This window comes from Azonexus sp. IMCC34839 (assembly GCF_047047955.1).
Taxonomy (GTDB): Bacteria; Pseudomonadota; Gammaproteobacteria; order Burkholderiales; family Rhodocyclaceae; genus Azonexus.
Window position 1 is genome coordinate 2,631,062 of record NZ_CP150631.1, and the last position, 17,640, is coordinate 2,648,701.

Genomic DNA, 17,640 nt, shown 5'->3' on the forward strand with positions numbered 1-17,640 from the left:
CTTCTGCGGCAGCGTGTTGTCTCTCCGCGCTGAAGCATACGCCCGTTCGAGCAGCAAAGGGAGACTGCTGCGGTGGACGGTGGCTTTTGGCCGAAAACCGGTCGCGGCGTTTAGGCGGGCGGAGACTTGAGTGTCAGCGGCAGGCCGGCGGCAACCAGCGTCACCTGATCGCAAACTGCCGCCACACGCTGGTTCAGCCGCCCCTGCTCGTCGGCGAACAGGCGCGACACCGGATGCATCGGCACGATGCCCCAGCCGACTTCGTTGGAGACCAGAATGATGCGGCCAGGCAGTTCCGGCAGCGCAGCGACCAGGTCGCCGATTTGCTGGTGGAACAGTGGGCAGTCGATGGCTTCGCCCGCTTCGGCCTGCTTCGCCGCCTCGCCGGCGAAAAGCAGGTTGGAGAGCCACAGGGTTAGGCAATCGATCAGGATGCAGGTGTCGGGCGCGGCGATTTCGCGCAGCTTGGCGGCCAGGTGCAGGTGCTCCTCGACGCAGCCCCATTCGGCCGGTCGCCGCTCGCGATGGTGCGCCACGCGACGCGCCATCTCGCCGTCCAGCGCCTGAGCCGTGGCGAGATAGACGACCTTGAGCCCGGATTCCTTCGCTCTTTTTTCCGCCAGCAGGCTCTTGCCGGAGCGGGCGCCGCCAATGATCAATTCTTTCATGGCCGGCACTTTAGCTGCCCGTCGCCGGAGCGACAAGGCAGCAAGGGGTGTCTTATTGCGGCACCAGTTCGACGCGCCGGTTCTTGGCGCGTCCTTCCTCGCTGGTGTTGACGGCAACCGGCGCGAGGTAGGCGACGCCGTTGGCAGTCAGACGGGCGCCGGCAATGCCATAGTCGCCCTTCAAGGCAGCCATCACGGCTTCGGCGCGGCGGCGCGACAGGGCCATGTTCGACTCCAGTCCGCCGACATTGTCGGTGTGGCCGACGATGTGCAGCTTGAGGTTGGGCTGGGCCTTGAGCAGGGTGGCGATTTCGTCGAGAGCCGGCTTGGATTCCGGCTTGATGTCTGCCTTATTGGTGTCGAACAGGATGCCGTAGAGGGCGACCTTGCCGGTGGCGGCGATGGCTTTCGACATCTCGTCGGCCTTGACCACCACCATGTTCTGCACCATGGCCTTCGGTTCGATGATGTCGACGGCGATGTAGGCGCCGCGTTTGGCCTTGTAGGTGGCGTCGTCCTTGGGCCATTCGACGGCGGTCAGCGAAACGTAGATTGAGCCTTCGGGCTTTTCCAGCTTGGCTGTGCTGGAGCGGATACCTTTCTGGTCGGCAGCGTAAAGCACGTACTTGCTGCGGCTGGTTTTCAACTCCACGGCACCGAAGGGGGCCAGGTAATTGTTCAGGTGGGTGATGGCCCCATCCTTGGATGAGTCGTAGAGAATCTGGAAGCCTTTGGCGACCAGCTCGTTCTGGTAATTGCGGATCAGCTCGATCGAACTGGTGTCGCCCGGCGATTCGTACCACAGGGTGGTGTGGGCACCTTCCAGATGCAGTGCCGGCTGGGTGTATTCCCGCTTCTTTATCTGCAAGTTGTAGTTCTTGAAGGTCGAGGTTTGCAGGTCGAATTCGTCAAAACGTTTGTAGTCGTAGGCGATGATTTCTGATCCGGCAAAGCGTTTGATCGCCGGATGATCCTTGGCGCCTGCCAGATCGGCGGCATGGGCGGCAAAGCCGCTTAGGCAGAGCAGGAAGACGAGAAGCGAGCGCATGGCGTAACCCCCGAAAAGTCGAATGGCATAGGTTTCGAGGATGCTCCCGGTAGCCGCCAATTGCAAGCTGCATGCGGCAGGCGGATAATTCGCCGCTCCGATAAAACGGAACCCGGTGCGCAGCGATGCAATTCCGGGGCGGGCCCGCCGCTGTAACCGGGGACCGAAACCGCACATGTCACTACGAACCGAAACAAAGGTTCCGGGAAGACGCGGTCAAGGGACGATCCGGAAGCCAGAAGACCTATCGGAATTAACCAAAGAAGCCTGAGGACAGGGCTTCGCGGCAGCGTTTGGCAAGACGCTGCCGCGAGGCCCTTTTTGTTTTTTGGAGAATCGGATGCATTCCTTTCAAATCGCTACCCCGGATCGCGGCATTGCCGCGCAACTGCAGAACAAGATCGACCGCAAGACCAAGCCGCTGGGTGCGCTTGGCCAGCTGGAGGCGGTCGCGCACAAGATCGGCCTGATCCAGCAGACCCTGTCGCCCCAACTCAATCGCCCGCAGATGCTGGTTTTTGCCGGCGACCACGGCGCGGCCAAGGCCGGCGTGTCGGCTTATCCGCAGGATGTGACCTGGCAGATGGTCGAGAACTTTCTGGCCGGTGGTGCCGCGATCAATGTGTTCGCCCGCGCCAACGGCTTGGCCTTGTCGGTGGTCGATACCGGCGTGGCGCACGATTTCGGCGGCCCGCGCGAGGGGCTGATCGACGTCAAGGTGGCGGCGGGCACGGCCAATTACATCGAGCAGCCGGCGATGAGCGTGGCCCAGTGCGCGCAGGCCATCGAGCAGGGTGCGGGCATCGTGCTCGGCCTGGCGGCACTGGGCTGCAATGTGGTCGGCTTTGGCGAAATGGGCATCGGCAACACGGCCTCGGCGTCGTTGCTGACCCATTGCCTGACCGGCACGCCGCTGGCCGAGTGCATCGGGCGCGGTACCGGGCTGGACGACGCCGGGCTGTTGCGCAAACAGGCGCTGCTTGAGCAGGCGTTGACCCGCTACCGCGCTGCCGGCGGTGACAACGATGCGTTCAAGGTACTGGCCGAATTTGGCGGCTTCGAGATCGCCACTATGGTCGGCGCCATGCTGGCCGCGGCGGAGGCCAAGATGGTGCTGCTGATCGACGGCTTCATCGTCGGCTCGGCGGCCTTGGTCGCCTCGCGCCTGGCGCCGGAACTGCTCGATTACTGCATTTTCTGCCACCGTTCGGCCGAGCCGGGCCATGCGGCCCAACTGGCCGCCATGCAGGCCGATCCCTTGCTGGATCATGGTCTGCGTCTGGGTGAGGGCACCGGCGCGGCGCTGGCTTACCCGCTGGTGCGGGCGGCAGTGGCTTTCCTGAACGAGATGGCCAGCTTCGAATCGGCCGGCGTTTCGGACAAAGAATAGGCGAGTCAGACTAACCATCATTCCCGCGCAGGCGGGAATTCAGGATGTTCGAGATGATCCGTCGCGAATTGGAGTATTTCTTCGGCGCCGTCCGTTTCTTCACGCGCCTGCCGGTGCCCGGCTGGGTCGGGCATTCAGCCGAAGCGCTGAATCGTTCGGCGCGCTACTTCCCGGCCGTCGGCCTGCTGGTCGGCGGCATTGGCGCATTGGTCTATTGGCTGGCGGCGCTGTTGTGGCCGCAGCCGGTTGCTGTGCTTCTGTCGATGGCGGCCACGCTGTACGCCACCGGGGCCTTTCACGAGGACGGCCTGTCCGACACGGCGGATGGTCTGGGGGGCGGCTGGGAGAAAACGCGCATCCTCGAAATCATGAAGGACTCGCGCGTCGGCAGCTACGGCGTGGTCGCGCTGGCCATGGCGCTGCTCGGCAAATTTACCCTGCTGGCGACGCTCGATGCAGCGTTGGTGCCCCTGGCGCTGCTGGCCGGCCATGCCTTTTCCCGCTTCTGCGCGGTGACGCTGCTGGCAACTATGGAATACGCTCGCGAGGATGCTTCGTCCAAGGCCAAACCGCTGGCGACGCATCTCTCCTGCGGCGCACTGCTCGTTTCGGCTATTTTTGCCCTGCCGCCGCTGCTCGGCCTGCCGTGGCAAAACGCCTTGCTCGGTGCGCTGCTGGCGGGTCTCGTCACCTTCTGGCTGGCCCGCAAGTTCCGCCACTGGCTGGGTGGCTACACCGGCGATTGCCTGGGGGCGGTGCAGCAGATCAGCGAAATCGCCTTCTATCTTGGTTTGGCGGCGTCTCTGTAGCGGCATAATGCGCGCATTGATCCAGCATTCGAGGGTGCGATGAATCAGGAAACCGGCGAACAGATGTTGCAGGTGCTGCGTGAAATTCGCGATGCGCAGCGCGATGCCTTGCAGAAAATGGAAGAAACGCAGGCTCTGGTGCGCGAGCAGATCGCCTTGTCGCGCAGCGCGGTGGCCGAGTCCGTCGGCATGCAGCGCGTGGCCTTGCAGCGCCAGCGTTCGATTTCGCTGGTGGCGCTGCCGGCCCTCCTGATCTGTATCGCCGCCATTGGCTACCTGGTGTTGCGTTACTTTTAATTAGCCGGGGACTGCGGCGCGATGCGGCTCCACCTGATTCGCCACCCCAAGCCGCAGATCGAGGCCGGGCGTTGCTATGGCCGACTGGATGTGCCGGCGATGGGGATTGAGGCGGTTGCTGCCGCCTTGCGCGCCGAGTTGCCTGCCGGCGTGCCGGTGTTCACCAGCCCGCTGCGCCGCTGCCACGATTTGGCGGCCTTGCTGCACGCTTCGCCCACTGCAGACGAGCGCCTGGCCGAGATGCATTTCGGCGAGTGGGAAGGGCGGCCGTGGGACGAGATACCGCGCGCCGAACTTGATGCCTGGGCGGCGGATGTGGCCGGCTATGCGCCGCCTGGCGGCGAATCGCCGCGCGCATTGCAACGGAGGGCACTCGATTTCGTCGCTTCGTTGGCGGTGGAGGAGGCTGTCATCGTCACTCACGCTGGGGTGATCCGCACCCTGCTGGCGCATTGGCAGGGACTGCCGCCGGAGCGGTGGACCGAACTCAACTTCGCTTACGGCTCCTGCACGCGAGTGACTGTCCCCCGGTAATGCCACAAAAACAGAGGCTGGCACTAGAATGCCGGGATGGAAAATTTCAATCCCTTGCGCGATGCAATTCCGGCCGGCGAGATTCGCCGTGCCCTGGTCATCAAGCTGCGCCATCACGGTGACGTGCTCGTTTCTTCCCCGGTGTTTTCCGCCCTGAAGGCCAGTGCACCGCAGGCGGAGATTGATGCGCTGGTTTATGCCGATACGGCCGAGATGGTGACGCTGCATCCGGCGGTCGCCGAGGTGCATACCATCGACCGCAAGTGGAAGAAGCTTGGCGTGGTCGGCCAGGCCAAGGCCGAACTGGCCTTGTTCAATGCGCTGAAGGCGCGCCAGTACGACCTGATCATTCACCTCACCGAGCATTGGCGCGGCGCCTGGCTGTGCCGGCTGCTCAAGCCGCGCTGGTCGGTCGGCCCGGCGGTGAAGGGGCGTTCGAAGCGCTGGAAGCAGAGCTTCACGCATGTCCAGACCATGCACAATGCGCTGCGTCACATGGCGGAAACCAATCTCGACGCCCTACGTCGACTGGGCATCCAGCCGGGGCCGGATGAGCGCCGGCTGAAGCTGGTCCCGGGCGAGCCGGCGGAGCGCGCTGTGGCGGCGCATCTGGCCGGCTTCGGGCTGGCTGGCAAGGATTTCATCCATGTGCATCCGGCCTCGCGCTGGTTCTTCAAGTGCTGGCCGGTCGAGCGCATGGCGGCGGTGGTTGCCCAGTTGCAGGCCGAGGGCCATGCCGTGGTGTTGACCGCAGCGCCGAGCAAGGATGAACAGACGATGGTCGAGGCCATCCAGGCACGGTTGGCGACACCGGCGTTCAGCCTGTCCGGTGAGTTGTCGCTGAAGGAACTGGCGGCGTTGACCCAGGCGGCCAAGTTGTTCATCGGTGTCGATTCGGCTCCGATGCACATCGCGGCGGCGGTGGGAACGCCCGTCGTGGCCTTGTTCGGACCCTCCGGTGACAAGCAGTGGGGGCCGTGGGGCGTGCCGGCGCGTGTCATCACCAGCCAGCAGCACCCGTGCCGCCCCTGCGGCGCCGACGGTTGTGGCGGCGGCAAGGTCAGCGACTGCCTGACCATTTTGTCCGCCGAGCAGGTGCTGGCGGCGGCGCGCGAATTGCTCGCCTCGTGAAGATCGCCATCGTCCGCCAGCGCTACAACCCCTACGGTGGGGCGGAGCGCTTCGTCGAGCGCGCCTTGTCGGCCCTGGCTGGCGAGGGGGCAGAGGTGACGTTGATCACCCGCAACTGGGAGGGGGCACCGCGTGCAGGCTTTCGCCAGATTACCTGCGACCCGTCGTATTCCCGCCTGTTCGGCGGGCGGGCCGCACGTGACAAAAGTTTCGCGGCCGCGGTGCAGGCCGAGTGGGCGCGCGGCCATTTCGACATCACGCAATCGCACGAGCGTATTCCCGGTTGCATGATTTTCCGTGCCGGCGATGGCGTCCATGCCGCCTGGCTGGAACACCGGGCGTGCGTGCTCGGGCCGCTGCAACGCTTGAGCCAAGGCTGGTCGGCTTATCATCGCTACGTGTGTGGCTCGGAAAAGGCGATGTTCGAGCACCCGGCGCTGCGCACGGTGATCTGCAATTCGCAGATGGTGGCCGATGAAATTTGCCGTTTTTACCATGTGCACCGCAGCAAGCTGCAAGTGATCTACAACGGCGTCGATACGACTGTGTTCCATCCCGGCTTGGCCGATGAATTCCGCTCGGCAACCCGCGCCGCGGCGGGTATTCCGGAGGATGTGCCGGTGCTGCTCTATGTCGGTAGCGGCTTCGAGCGCAAGGGCGTGCCGCAGTTGCTGCAAGCGGCGGCGCGCATGCAGCGGCAGGATGCACGTATCGTCATCGTCGGTGCCGATCGCAAGTTGAAGGCCGAGCAGAAGCGGGCGGCCAGCCTCGGTCTCGCGGACCGCGTGACGTTCACCGGGCCCTTGAAGGATGTACGCCCATGGTACGGCGCGGCCGACGGTTTCGTCCTGCCGACGCTCTACGATCCCTGCCCGAATGCCGCGCTGGAGGCGCTGGCCAGCGGCCTGCCCATCGTCACTTCGACGACCTGTGGTGCGCAGGAGTGGGTGCGCGCCGGCGAGAACGGCTGGGTGGTCGATGCGCTGGCCATCGACGAACTGGCGGGGCATCTCGACGATCTGGCCGGCCTGGCTGGCAATGCCGAGGCCAGAGCCGCTGCGCGCGCTGTGGCCGAACCGCTGACGCTGGAGGCCATGGCCGGGCGATTGCTTGACCTGTATCGCAGCCTCGGCGGGGCGTCTAGCCAGCAGGTATAATTCCGGATTCGTCTTTTTGCATCAGGAATTTGCATGTCGACTGACATGACCAGCCGCGAGCTTTATTTTCGGCTGCTGACCTACGTTCGCCCCTACTGGAAAGCTTTCGCCATCTCGATGGTGTGCATGGGGCTGGCTTCGCTGGCCGAGCCGGTTTTCCCGGCCATGATGAAGAAACTGCTCGACGATGGCTTCTCGTCCGCCGCCGGGCCGTGGGACTGGCTGATCTATCCGCTGGCCATCATGGGCATATTCCTGTTGCGTGCAGTGCTCGGTTTCATCGGCGAATATGCCATGAGCTGGGTGTCGAACAACGTCGTGACCGAACTTCGTCAGGCCATGTTCCGCCGCATGGTGCGCCTGCCGGCCGGCTATTACAGCGACAACCTGTCCGGTCGCCTGATGTCGCGCATCGCCTACGACGTGACCGGTGTGGCCGGCGCGGCAACCAATGCGCTGACCTCGCTGATCAAGGATTCGCTGTCCATCATCGGCCTGCTCGCTTGGCTGCTTTACCTGAACTGGCAGTTGACCCTGGTGACCCTTTCGGTCGTGCCCTTCATCGGCTTCGTCGTGCGTAAATTCAGCAAGCGCCTGCGTGCGGTCGCCAAGGGGCAGCAGGAGTCGATGGGGCGCATCACGCAGGTGTTGCAGGAAGCCATCGAGGGCCACAAGGTGGTCAAGATCTTCGGCGGCCAGAGCTACGAGGAAGACCGTTTCGGCAAGTCGGTGCGCGAGCAGCGTCGGCTGGCCATGCGCGCCACCATGGCCGTCGCGGCGCAAAGTCCGATCGTGCAGTTCTTCGCTGCCTCCGGCGTCGCCATCATCATGGGGGCGGCGCTCAAGCAGGCGGCCAACGATCAGGCGACGGTGGGCAGTTTTGTTTCCTTCATAACCGCCATGCTGATGATCCTCGCCCCGCTGCGCCGCATCACCGACGTCAGCGCGCCGATCCAGCGCGGCCTGGCCGCAGCCGAGAGCGTCTTCTCGCTAATCGACGAAGCGGCCGAACAGGATGAGGGCAAGGAAGCGCTGGGCACAGCCAAGGGCCTGGTCGAGTTCGACAATGTCAGCTTCACCTATCCCGGCGCCGAGCGTCCGGCCCTCGACAAGTTCTCCTTCACCATCCGCCCGGGCGAATGCGTCGCGTTGGTCGGCCCATCGGGCAGCGGCAAGACGACGGCGGCCAACCTGCTACCGCGCTTCTTCCAGATCGATGGCGGCGAGATCCGCGTCGATGGCCACGCCCTGCCCAATATCAAGCTCGACAGCCTGCGCGACAACATCGCGCTGGTCAGCCAGGACGTTGTGCTGTTCAACGACACCATCGCCGCCAACATCGCCTATGGCGGCAAGCGCGATGCAACGCTGGATGAAATCCGCGCTGCGGCCAAGGCGGCCCATGCGCTGGAGTTCATCGAGAAGCTGCCCGAAGGCTTCGACACCATGATTGGTGAAAACGGCGTCAAGCTCTCCGGCGGCCAGCGCCAGCGCCTGGCCATTGCCCGTGCCATCCTGAAGAACGCTCCGATCCTTATTCTCGACGAAGCAACATCGGCGCTCGACACCGAATCCGAACGCCACGTCCAGGCCGCGCTCGACGAGCTGATGCGTGGTCGCAGCACCCTGGTCATCGCCCACCGCCTGTCCACCATCGAAAGTGCCGACCGCATCATCGCGCTGGCGCACGGTCACAAGCAGGAAGAAGGCTCGCACGCCGAACTGCTGGCCCATGACGGTCTCTACGCCCGCCTGTACAAGATGCAGAAGGCCGAGGAGGCCAGCGTCTGATGCGCATTCTGCACACCGAATCGTCCAAGGGTTGGGGCGGCCAGGAAAACCGTACCCTGAACGAGCTGATCACCATGCGGGCGCGTGGCCACGAACTGGCCGTGCTCAGCCGGCCTGGCGCGCGCATCATCGAGCGAGCGAAGGAGGCGGGTTTTCAGACATTTGCCATCGATATGCGGGGGGCTGTTGATTTGCCGAACATCTTACGTTTGCGTTCGGTTATCAAATTTTTCCGGCCTGATGTCATCAATACCCATAGCGGTCGTGACACCCAGTTGGCCGGGATGGCTGCGCACATGCTGTGGAATCGGCCGCGCATCGTTCGGACTCGCCACCTTGCCTTGCCGATTACCTCGAAATTTACCTACAGCATACTGCCCGATCATGTAGTCACTGTAAGTCGCTTCGTAGAACATTTCCTTGCTGCATCAGGTGTCCCACGCAGCAAAATAACTACCGTGCCTACGGGGGTAGATTTTGCACGCTATGATCGAACATCAATAGCGGGCAATTTGCGTCAGGAGCTGGGGTTGCCAACTGAGGCATTGCTCGTGGGAACTATTGCTATCTTGCGGGTAAAAAAGGGGCATAACGAAATTCTGGATGCAGTTCCGCTCATTCTGAAGCGTTTTCCGAATGCCCATTTTATTTTCGCCGGGGATGGGCCTCAGACAGAAAATCTGAAGAAGCGTATTGCCACAGAGGGGTTGGGTGACCACGTGCATATGCTCGGGTTGCGTCGAGATGTCACAAACATTCTTGCTTCATTGGATGTATTTGTCTTGCCAACACATCAAGAGGCTTTGGGAACTGCATTTATCGAAGCTGGGGCAATGAGCTTGCCAGTCGTTGCAACAAATGTTGATGGGGTTCCGGAGGTGGTTCAGGACGGGGTGACTGGCCTTTTGGTGCCGTTACAGAATGGATTGGCAGTGGCAGAAGCAATAAATCGTTTGTTGGCTGATCCGATTTGTCGCGAAAGTATGGGGAAGAATGCGGCGGAGTTCGTTCGGAGAGCTTTCTCGAGGGAAGTGATGGCCCAAGGAATGGAGCAGCTATATATGCGCTTGCTGGAGGTGCGTTAATGTTTGGTCGGCCGCTGCCCATACTGATGTATCACCACGTCAGCCCCCGACCTGGCTTGGTGACATGTTCTCCAGCAAATTTTCGGGCGCAAATGGGGTGGTTGGCTAGTAACGGTTGGAAAGCTTTGTCCACAGCTGAGTTTTCGGATGCCTTAGCCAATCAAGTTATACCGAAAAAAAGCGTTTTGATTACGTTTGACGACGGTTATCTTGATAACTGGGTTTATGCTTTTCCTGTACTGAGGGAGTTTGGTCTTCGGGCAACCATCTTTCTCATTACCGGTTGGTTGGGTGAAGGGGACATCCGACCCTGTGCGGGGCATGCAGGGGCGCCTACTGTTCCGAGCCATAAGGAGGCAATGGGAGAGGCTAAGGAGGGTCGTTTTGATGCGGCCTTTCTTCGATGGTCAGAAGTTGAGGCAATGCGCGCTTCAGGAGTAATTGACTTTCACTCCCATACCCACACCCATACTCGTTGGGACCGGGAAATTAGCGACCCGATTGCTCGAGATACAGCATTAGCTAATGATTTGATAACCTCCAAAAAAATTTTGATGGCGAAACTGGGGGAGGCTAGTGAGCATCTCTGTTGGCCACAGGGGTATTTTGACGAGCGATACCAGCGAGTTGCGTTAGCCTCAGGGTTCACCCATCTATATACGACAGAACATAATGTTGTCCGTTCTGGGGTTGAGTTGCCACGTTTGCCGCGAATAGTTGCAAAGGACAAAGGCGCCGCTTGGTTTGCTCGTCGTATGGCAATTTATGGTAATCCCATACTTTCAACCTTTTACTTAGCACTCAAGAAGGGCTGAGGTGGCTTACCCTCTGATTCCCAGCGATTCTCCACGGATCCTCGTGATTTGTGTGGCACGCTTTGGCGATACGTTGCTGATTACTCCCACGCTGGCTGCTTTGAAGCAACACTGGCCGAAAGCGCATCTCACAGTGCTTGCACATCCTGGGCGAGTGGAGGTGCTGGAGCATCTGAGTTTTATTGATAAATTGGCCAGCATTACGAAGCTCCGAGCACGATGGTCGGGCTGGGCGCTAGGTAAGCGCTATGACTTAGCGCTCGTATATGGTGAGGAAAAAGCATTAGCTCGTTTTGCAAGGCGAGTGGCAAGTCACGTGATTGGATTTTCTGGCCGCGATAATGCCAAATATGAATTGGCCCTCACTGAATCGGTTCCCAGACCTGGAGCTCCGATGATTGCAGCGGCTGAGCGCTCCTTGCTGCTTGGTCCCTTGGGTATCAATTCCGTTTCAAACTTGCATCTCCATTATGTGGTCAGTGCAGAGGAGGCAGAGGAGGCAGCGAGTTTTATACGGAAAAGCGGATGGGGTAGCTGCCGCCTAGTTGGTTTGCAACTGCAAAGTTTCCCCACAAAAGCTTATCGTGATTGGCCGATGGCGCATTTTGTGGAATTGGCCAAGAAATTACTGGATCAATACCACGATATTCAGATTGTCTTGCTTGGTGGTCCTGAGAGTTGTGCCGTCGCGGATGAATTCCAGTCAGCTTTCGAAAATCGAGTGAGCAATGTGGCCGGTCGGTTTACGATGCGCCAAAACGCTGCGCTTATTTCCAATTTAGCTTTGTATATTGGCGTGGACACTGGGCCGACTCATCTTGCTGGGGCGCTTGATATACCAATGGTGGCGATGTATCACTGCTTCCATCCGGGGCGTTTCCTTGCACCTCAACTGCATCCGGCGTTAACGGTCGTTGATCACCCGGCAAGCCAGCCTAGCCGCGAAGCAAGTATGGCGGAAATTCCAGTGGAAACGGTTTTCGCTGCGGCCTGCGCATATTTGGATAGAAAATGAGAATTGCGTTCATTGATGTAACAACTACTGTTTTTTTTGGTGGGGTTCAAACTGCCGTATGGCAACTTGCCATGGCTTTGGCGGATATGGGGCATGACATCACGATTTACGGAGGCAATGGGAAGGTGACTCCTGATTTGGACGGGAGAGCAATTGCTATCCGAACATTTCCGTTCGTGCCGCGGGAGCGTTTCCCAAATCTTGGTGTGCGTTTCCGCAAGTTTGCCGAGCGCTTGAGTTTTGTTAGGCATGCACGGAACGACGTTGTTTCGGCAAACTACGATTGGGTAATTCTGACCAAGCCGTTTGATTTTATATGGCCGCATCTGATGCCCGAGGGGAGCAAAACCCGTTTTGCGTTTATGAGTGGTGGGACCGACTTTTTTAAAGGCGATCGTTGGCTTTCTAAGAAAGTAGATGCATTCGTCGCTTGCAGTCATTTCAATGCCTGGCAAATTGCCGCCCATTACAAGCGAGTTCCGGGGGTTATCTACAATGGTGTCGATATCCAACGATTTAGGCCAGGACGTCGTGATGCTGAGCGCCGAGAGAAGCTTGGAGTAACGGAAAATGAAACTCTCTATGCATTTGCTGGCCGGGTTGTTGGCTGGAAGGGCATGGAGATCGCAGTTCGGGCATTGGCTGAACCGCCGTTGCAAGATATCGCAGTTCGTCTTTTGATAATTGGTGATGGCAATGCCAAGCCAGGCCTGCTCGAATTAGCCGACAGCTTGCAAGTTAGCGATCGGATCATTTTTCAAGACGCGGTCCCGCACAAAGAACTTCCCGATTGGTATGCATTAGCGGACGTCGGTATTTTTCCCAGTATCGCTGACGAAGCATTTGGCATCACCATAGCAGAGGCGATGGCGTGCGGTTTGCCCGTGATCGGTAGTTACATTGGGGGCATCCCTGAGGTTATAGGCAATGAGGAAGTATCAGGGCTACTTGTACCGGTGGCAGACCCTCTGGCGCTCGCAAAGGCGATGGCTCGCTTGTCCACAAATGTCGAGTTGAGAAAGGTGCTTGGGCAAAGTGCGAGGCAACGCATTGAGCAGAATTTTACTTGGCGACAATCGGCTGAACGATTATTGGACAACCTAAAAAAATGATTGGGGCAACGCCGATGGAGGCCCAAGAAAAAGGTTTTTCGAAGCAAAAGGGGCGGCAGGAGGAACAGATAGCCCTGGAGGGGTTTCGAATGCTTTATGTATTTCCTGAGCCTTTGCCACTGCCGCGGGCGCGCGGAGTGCAAGTTGCACATTTCATAAGGGCGCTGGCTTTGCTTGGGGTACAAGTTACATTGGCCTATGTCCCTTCGCGGGACTCCCATCCTTTTGCGCCGATCGGCCACGACGTGCCAGAGAACGTTACACTGCTACCGCTGTCCCGTAGCATATGGGGAACGCGTATCAAATCCCATCGGTTGTTTATGTGGCGGCTATCTCGTTGGTTGCGACAAAAGAAAGCATCCGGGAAGTTGCCTTCCATAGTGTTTTTCCGGCACATCAAGGTGGCCGCACTGTTTGCGCGAACTTTTCCAAACATACCTTTCATCTACGAGGCGCACGAAGTATTTGCACATACGGCCAAACCAAGCCAACAAGCTAGACTCTTCCTTCTGGAAAAGGAGGTTTTATTAAGAGCAAGGCATATTGTCGCAATATCAAAAGGGGCGGCGGATGGCCTGAAAAAAACTTTCGGCATATCTAAGCCGATAATAGTATTGCCTAGCGCAGTTGAGTACCCAGAGAGATTACCCGATAAAGCATGGTCGGAAAGCCGAATGAACCTGATTTATGCTGGAAGCTTATTCGGATGGAAGGGGGTTGATGATTTACAGGATGCAATGTGTCAATTACCCGGATACCATTTGACGGTAATTGGTGGCACCAGTGAGCAGATTGGGCGTCTGCAAAGTCGTAAAGTAGGAGAAAATTGTATTTCTTTCCTTGGGCACCTGCCTCAGCATGAGGTGCAGTTGCTATTGGCAAAGGCTTGCGTTGCTATATTGCCGAATCGTGCGAATACAGAGAGTGCGTACACGTCTCCTCTAAAATTATTTGAATATATGGCGGCAGGCTGTGCGGTGGTTGCTACCGATCTTCCCGCCATACACGAGTTGCTCGGTGATGATGGTGCCAGCTGGGCGCAACCAAACGATGCAGCTTCGCTGGCTCAGGCAATACGACAGGTTTGTGAATCTTCTGATGGAGGTGCGTCTTTGGGAAAGGTTTCAAGGGAGCGAGCCCGTCAATACACTTGGAAAAACCGCGGTAAAAAGTTACTAAATCTTGTTACCGGGGTAGCATAGAAAATTCAATTAAATATTTATATTTTCTTTAATGTAGTTAAGCTGCGAAATTTGCCTGTATTTGGTGAGTTCGATATAAGGGTAGCTAGCATCAAGCCAAAAAGAATCCCGAGAGCCTTCCAGTTAATCGATTCAACCGTGCCGTGGATCATGTATTTGACAAAAATTCCCGTTCCTGTGGCTGCTAGCAATAAGGGTCTTGGGTCTCGGTGGAGAAAGAAATTTCTAATTACGTGCCAATAAAAATATAGCAATAGCACTATGCCTATTAATCCCCCGCCAGCTAGGGTTTCAAGGTAATTGCTATGTGGTCCTAATTGGATATGATTTTCTTTGTCCTTGTTGTCAAATCCCTTAAGCCATTCGTCACTGTTTTTTTCTAATTCAGCAGCTTTCCCACGGAAAGCTTGGCTACCATAACCAATACCGTAGACAGGAGAGTCCCGCCAAAATTTGAACGCAGGACCCCACGTGTAATTTACGCGATCACTCGTATAGGTGATTTTGGTAAAGCGGTGCGACAGCGGATTATTAGGAATGAGGAGCGAAAAGCTGAGCACTAGACAAAGGCAAGCAACAAGGGAAACAAGTTGTCTTCCTCTATTGGCCAGAATAGCCCAGGATGTGAGATAGCATGCCAATGCAAGCCATACCCCCCTTGCGCTGGTTACTATCATCAATACAGCGAAAACGAGCATCAAAAATCTTATAAATAGTTTGAAAAATTTGGTATAAGGCTGTTCTCCCGCAAACATTAAAAAAGGAAAACAAAGAATCAGTCGATCTCCCCAGGATCTCATTGTTGGATAAGGAGGGATCAATGCTCCACTAGATGTTGAGACAGAAATCCATTCGAATATAAACATGCCTCCCAGCAAGGTGCTTAGCAAGATCACAAATAGCCACAGTCGTCGTTGGCTGGAACTCTCCTGAAAAATGACGGCATAAATCCATGCTGTTAGGAAGGCTATGCCTGGATTGCCCGACCATTCGATGATTGCCTCGCTAGGTTGCGGAGCCCAAAGGCAACTTAAGAGACTCCACCCTAAAAATGTGCAAGCCCCAAGCGAGAACGTTAGAGGAAGTCGTTTTAATTCGGTGCCTCGGCTCAAGAGAATGTAGAGATAACCGAATATTGGCGCGCCGAATAGGCCAAGGTTGTATAGCGCATTCGAATGGGGTAGCACTAGTCCTGCGAACCATGAGTACAAAAAAAACTCACTTATGGCATGAAGGTAATCTAGGTAATTGGGCTTAGGTGCGATCATTGTTGAGAAGGGAGTCATATATCCTGGCAAGTTGCTCAGAGACAATACTCCAGTTGTGATTTTCGAGGGCGTAAGCTTGGCCGGCGGTTGCGATCCTTTTTGTCATTTCCTCGTGCATTAGAATGTCGAGAATTTGGGCAGCGAGGTGGGAGGCGTCTCCATATTTTTCAATCAAAAAACCTGTTTTACCATGTTTGACGAACTCCGGTAGTCCACCGGCCGGTGACGCTAAGACTGGAATTCCTGCAGCCATCCCTTCGAGACAGACCATGCCGAAGGTTTCTGAAACGGAAGGGACGACCAAAAGATTCGCTGCTTGATAATGCTTGTGCATATCGGAGGGGTTAATCGAGCCAATCAATTGAACTTGATTGGTAAATGGCTTGATGAACGCCTCAAGCTTATCAGCGTATCGGGCTCGGTCATTTTTTCCATGACTTCTGCCACCAACTATTACCAGGTGTAGTTCAGGATATTTAGGGGCGAGCAAAGCGAAGGCCTCTGCCAGAATATGAACGCCTTTTTCCGGGGATATTCGTCCTGCGTAAAGTATGACTTTCTTCGAGGTGGGTAGAGATTTTTTCCAGTCCGGCGGTGGGCTTGGATGGAGGTATAGATTCCTATCAATACCATTTGTAATAACCCGAATTTCTGTGTTGAGTAGATATTTCTCGTACCAATGGGCAAGATGGTTTGAAACTACAAGTACCAAATCTGCACGAAAGCCCGTATTAATGGGCTTTTCATTATGCATGTGCAATATTGTTTTTTGCAGCTTGAGCTTTTTTGCAACTTGTTGATGAAGAGATGGAGAGTTTTGCGTATGTACGATGCGTATGCTTTTGCTTAGACAGTAGTTAGCTGCGCGTGCCGCGTAGCCGTAGGGATCTAGCCGCGTCCACTTCTGGAAAAGGCGTTTGTATGTTCGTGAGAGTGTAATACGATAGAAATGTACGCCATCTCTAATTTCAGTCCGAGGTGAGGGATCGTTTTCGCCCGTACAAATAATGTGCGGTCGAAATTTTCCAGACTTGGCAAGCTCCTTTGCTACCTGCCAAGTCCACCATTCCACTGCCGCGGCTCCTTCGGGAGGGACGCGTTGAATGGGTTGAGTGATGAAGGCAATATCGACTGGTTGGCTCATATTGCTGATCATAAATTTGGAGTGGTGGTAGGCAAATTCCCAATTTGCTTATGCGAAAACTGTTCAAGCAATCGGTCATAGGCATCTATCGCCATATCAACGGAGATGTCCCGAACGTCAGAGGAGTCAACCTGGAGAAGCTCATATGGAACCTGCCAGGGATGCCAGCGCACTGCTTCCGAGTTTCCGAAAAAGCAAACAATCGGTAAGCCCAGTGCGGCGCCGATATGGAGGGCTCCGCCATCGCTGGTAATCATAAGATCGTTAGTGGCTAATGATGCGGCGAGTTCGACTAGTGTTTCCGTGCGACAGAAGAGAGCTGGGATGCTACCGCCTAGCAACGATTGTAGGTGGATCGCATTTTCGTCATCGCCTGGGTGCATCGGATTGTCTACACTGCCTGGCGACCAATAGACTTGAAAGACGCATCCATCGCGATCATGTAGGTAACGCATTAGCGCTGCAAACTTTTCGATTTGCCAGCGTTGCTTGATTTTCCGAGAGCTAATTTGTATCGCGACTGTCTTTCCAGAATAGCCAAGGTTCTCGGATCGTTTGCTCTCGGCTATTTCAATTAGGGCTCGGTCAGGAAATATTTGTGTCTTTCCGCATTGAATATCACTGCCAAATTCTTTTGCAATCTGAAAACTGATGTCCGCAACGTGGCGAATGCTCGGGGCAACGTGGATCGGGTTCGAGATCAAGTTCTCATAAACAGAACCAGGGGCTACTACACCGTAAATACGTTTTGCCCCGACAATTTTGGCTAGTCTGTACGGCCTTTTTTCTACATTTGGTTTCGCTATGATGATTGAATCATATTGCTTCCGTCTCAGTCGGAAGAGTAGCTTGATTCTTTCCCAGTAAGCTTTTGCCAAAGATTTGCTACCCCTGTGATGCCCTTTGTCGTAAACGTATATATTATTCAAATTGGGGTTTCCTAAGAGGACAGGGGCGCAATAACTATTGACGAGGATATCGATAGTTGCTTCGGATTGTGCGGCTCTAAGAGCTGAAATTAGCGGCGTAGTCAGGATGAGGTCGCCGATGTTGTCACGTCGAATAATTAGTATCTTCATCGAAATTTGAGTAGCGGAACTAATCGGTTTGCTGTCTGCGCAAAGTCGGGAAATGCCGGGAATTTTGCCAGCATTTTTTGTTATTCGAAATGATT

General features: G+C 56.6%; 17 protein-coding genes and 1 riboswitch. Of the genes, 12 read left to right on the top strand and 5 right to left on the bottom strand.

Annotated elements, in window-relative coordinates; translation table 11 throughout:
- Window positions 1–110 precede the first annotated feature (110 nt).
- Together cobU and WIF35_RS12780 are read right to left on the bottom strand one after the other, a co-directional pair.
- Window positions 111–668: a bifunctional adenosylcobinamide kinase/adenosylcobinamide-phosphate guanylyltransferase gene (cobU, locus tag WIF35_RS12775; RefSeq protein WP_412478598.1), complete on the bottom strand. Its 558-nt coding sequence runs from the start codon at window positions 666–668 to the stop codon at window positions 111–113.
- Between the two features lie 52 nt (window positions 669–720).
- The gene (locus WIF35_RS12780; protein WP_412478599.1) at window positions 721–1,716 is read right to left on the bottom strand and encodes an OmpA family protein; all 996 of its coding nucleotides are present in this window, start codon (window positions 1,714–1,716) and stop codon (window positions 721–723) included.
- A gap of 57 nt (window positions 1,717–1,773) precedes the next feature.
- Window positions 1,774–1,983, top strand: a riboswitch (cobalamin riboswitch).
- 73 nt (window positions 1,984–2,056) lie between these two features.
- Between WIF35_RS12780 and cobT the strand changes: the two genes are divergently transcribed.
- The 12 genes from cobT to WIF35_RS12840 are packed head-to-tail and all read left to right on the top strand — an operon-like array spanning window position 2,057 to window position 14,054.
- Window positions 2,057–3,106, top strand: a complete 1,050-nt coding sequence (gene cobT, locus WIF35_RS12785; protein WP_412478600.1) for a nicotinate-nucleotide--dimethylbenzimidazole phosphoribosyltransferase — start codon at window positions 2,057–2,059, stop codon at window positions 3,104–3,106.
- Window positions 3,107–3,150: 44 nt separating this feature from the next.
- Window positions 3,151–3,915 (top strand): adenosylcobinamide-GDP ribazoletransferase, encoded by a 765-nt coding sequence (locus WIF35_RS12790; protein WP_412478601.1) that lies wholly within the window; start codon window positions 3,151–3,153, stop codon window positions 3,913–3,915.
- A 39-nt stretch (window positions 3,916–3,954) separates the two neighbouring features.
- Window positions 3,955–4,212: a hypothetical protein gene (locus WIF35_RS12795; RefSeq protein WP_412478602.1), complete on the top strand. Its 258-nt coding sequence runs from the start codon at window positions 3,955–3,957 to the stop codon at window positions 4,210–4,212.
- Between the two features lie 21 nt (window positions 4,213–4,233).
- Entirely contained in the window at window positions 4,234–4,746 is a 513-nt protein-coding gene (gene cobC / locus WIF35_RS12800) for an alpha-ribazole phosphatase (RefSeq protein WP_412478603.1), read from the top strand.
- A 36-nt stretch (window positions 4,747–4,782) separates the two neighbouring features.
- A complete protein-coding gene (rfaQ, locus tag WIF35_RS12805; protein ID WP_412478604.1) occupies window positions 4,783–5,877 on the top strand; it encodes a putative lipopolysaccharide heptosyltransferase III in 1,095 nt (364 codons plus the stop codon).
- Window positions 5,874–7,034 carry a glycosyltransferase family 4 protein gene (locus WIF35_RS12810; RefSeq protein WP_412478605.1) on the top strand — a complete coding sequence of 387 codons (1,161 nt, stop codon included), beginning with the start codon at window positions 5,874–5,876 and terminating at the stop codon, window positions 7,032–7,034. The genes rfaQ and WIF35_RS12810 overlap by 4 nt, the downstream gene beginning before the upstream one ends.
- A gap of 33 nt (window positions 7,035–7,067) precedes the next feature.
- Window positions 7,068–8,825, top strand: coding sequence for a lipid A export permease/ATP-binding protein MsbA (gene msbA, locus WIF35_RS12815; RefSeq protein ID WP_412478606.1), 1,758 nt, complete (start codon window positions 7,068–7,070; stop codon window positions 8,823–8,825).
- A complete protein-coding gene (locus tag WIF35_RS12820; protein WP_412478607.1) occupies window positions 8,825–9,910 on the top strand; it encodes a glycosyltransferase in 1,086 nt (361 codons plus the stop codon). The genes msbA and WIF35_RS12820 overlap by 1 nt, the downstream gene beginning before the upstream one ends.
- Before the next feature lie 26 nt (window positions 9,911–9,936).
- On the top strand, window positions 9,937–10,725 hold the full coding sequence (locus WIF35_RS12825; protein ID WP_412478608.1) for a polysaccharide deacetylase family protein: 789 nt from the start codon (window positions 9,937–9,939) through the stop codon (window positions 10,723–10,725).
- Between the two features lies 1 nt (window position 10,726).
- A complete protein-coding gene (locus tag WIF35_RS12830) occupies window positions 10,727–11,740 on the top strand; it encodes a glycosyltransferase family 9 protein (protein WP_412478609.1) in 1,014 nt (337 codons plus the stop codon).
- Window positions 11,737–12,852, top strand: coding sequence for a glycosyltransferase family 4 protein (locus WIF35_RS12835; protein WP_412478610.1), 1,116 nt, complete (start codon window positions 11,737–11,739; stop codon window positions 12,850–12,852). The genes WIF35_RS12830 and WIF35_RS12835 overlap by 4 nt, the downstream gene beginning before the upstream one ends.
- 14 nt (window positions 12,853–12,866) lie before the next feature.
- Window positions 12,867–14,054, top strand: a complete 1,188-nt coding sequence (locus WIF35_RS12840) for a glycosyltransferase family 4 protein (protein WP_412478611.1) — start codon at window positions 12,867–12,869, stop codon at window positions 14,052–14,054.
- Between the two features lie 17 nt (window positions 14,055–14,071).
- Here WIF35_RS12840 and WIF35_RS12845 read toward each other — a convergent pair whose 3' ends face one another.
- From WIF35_RS12845 to WIF35_RS12855, 3 genes are all read right to left on the bottom strand, one after another.
- Window positions 14,072–14,920, bottom strand: a complete 849-nt coding sequence (locus WIF35_RS12845) for an O-antigen ligase family protein (protein WP_412478612.1) — start codon at window positions 14,918–14,920, stop codon at window positions 14,072–14,074.
- Between the two features lie 388 nt (window positions 14,921–15,308).
- Window positions 15,309–16,466, bottom strand: a complete 1,158-nt coding sequence (locus WIF35_RS12850) for a glycosyltransferase (RefSeq protein WP_412478613.1) — start codon at window positions 16,464–16,466, stop codon at window positions 15,309–15,311.
- Between the two features lie 8 nt (window positions 16,467–16,474).
- On the bottom strand, window positions 16,475–17,545 hold the full coding sequence (locus WIF35_RS12855) for a glycosyltransferase family 9 protein (RefSeq protein ID WP_412478614.1): 1,071 nt from the start codon (window positions 17,543–17,545) through the stop codon (window positions 16,475–16,477).
- Window positions 17,546–17,640: the final 95 nt, after the last annotated feature.

Bases quoted from the DNA above. Each gene is read 5' to 3' on its own strand.
- cobU (WP_412478598.1), bottom strand. From the start codon at position 668: ATGAAAGAATTGATCATTGGCGGCGCCCGCTCCGGCAAGAGCCTGCTG.
- WIF35_RS12780 (WP_412478599.1), bottom strand. From the start codon at position 1,716: ATGCGCTCGCTTCTCGTCTTCCTGCTCTGCCTAAGCGGCTTTGCCGCC.
- cobT (WP_412478600.1), top strand. From the start codon at position 2,057: ATGCATTCCTTTCAAATCGCTACCCCGGATCGCGGCATTGCCGCGCAA.
- WIF35_RS12790 (WP_412478601.1), top strand. From the start codon at position 3,151: ATGTTCGAGATGATCCGTCGCGAATTGGAGTATTTCTTCGGCGCCGTC.
- WIF35_RS12795 (WP_412478602.1), top strand. From the start codon at position 3,955: ATGAATCAGGAAACCGGCGAACAGATGTTGCAGGTGCTGCGTGAAATT.
- cobC (WP_412478603.1), top strand. From the start codon at position 4,234: ATGCGGCTCCACCTGATTCGCCACCCCAAGCCGCAGATCGAGGCCGGG.
- rfaQ (WP_412478604.1), top strand. From the start codon at position 4,783: ATGGAAAATTTCAATCCCTTGCGCGATGCAATTCCGGCCGGCGAGATT.
- msbA (WP_412478606.1), top strand. From the start codon at position 7,068: ATGTCGACTGACATGACCAGCCGCGAGCTTTATTTTCGGCTGCTGACC.
- WIF35_RS12820 (WP_412478607.1), top strand. From the start codon at position 8,825: ATGCGCATTCTGCACACCGAATCGTCCAAGGGTTGGGGCGGCCAGGAA.
- WIF35_RS12825 (WP_412478608.1), top strand. From the start codon at position 9,937: ATGTATCACCACGTCAGCCCCCGACCTGGCTTGGTGACATGTTCTCCA.
- WIF35_RS12835 (WP_412478610.1), top strand. From the start codon at position 11,737: ATGAGAATTGCGTTCATTGATGTAACAACTACTGTTTTTTTTGGTGGG.
- WIF35_RS12840 (WP_412478611.1), top strand. From the start codon at position 12,867: ATGGAGGCCCAAGAAAAAGGTTTTTCGAAGCAAAAGGGGCGGCAGGAG.
- WIF35_RS12845 (WP_412478612.1), bottom strand. From the start codon at position 14,920: ATGTTTATATTCGAATGGATTTCTGTCTCAACATCTAGTGGAGCATTG.
- WIF35_RS12850 (WP_412478613.1), bottom strand. From the start codon at position 16,466: ATGAGCCAACCAGTCGATATTGCCTTCATCACTCAACCCATTCAACGC.
- WIF35_RS12855 (WP_412478614.1), bottom strand. From the start codon at position 17,545: ATGAAGATACTAATTATTCGACGTGACAACATCGGCGACCTCATCCTG.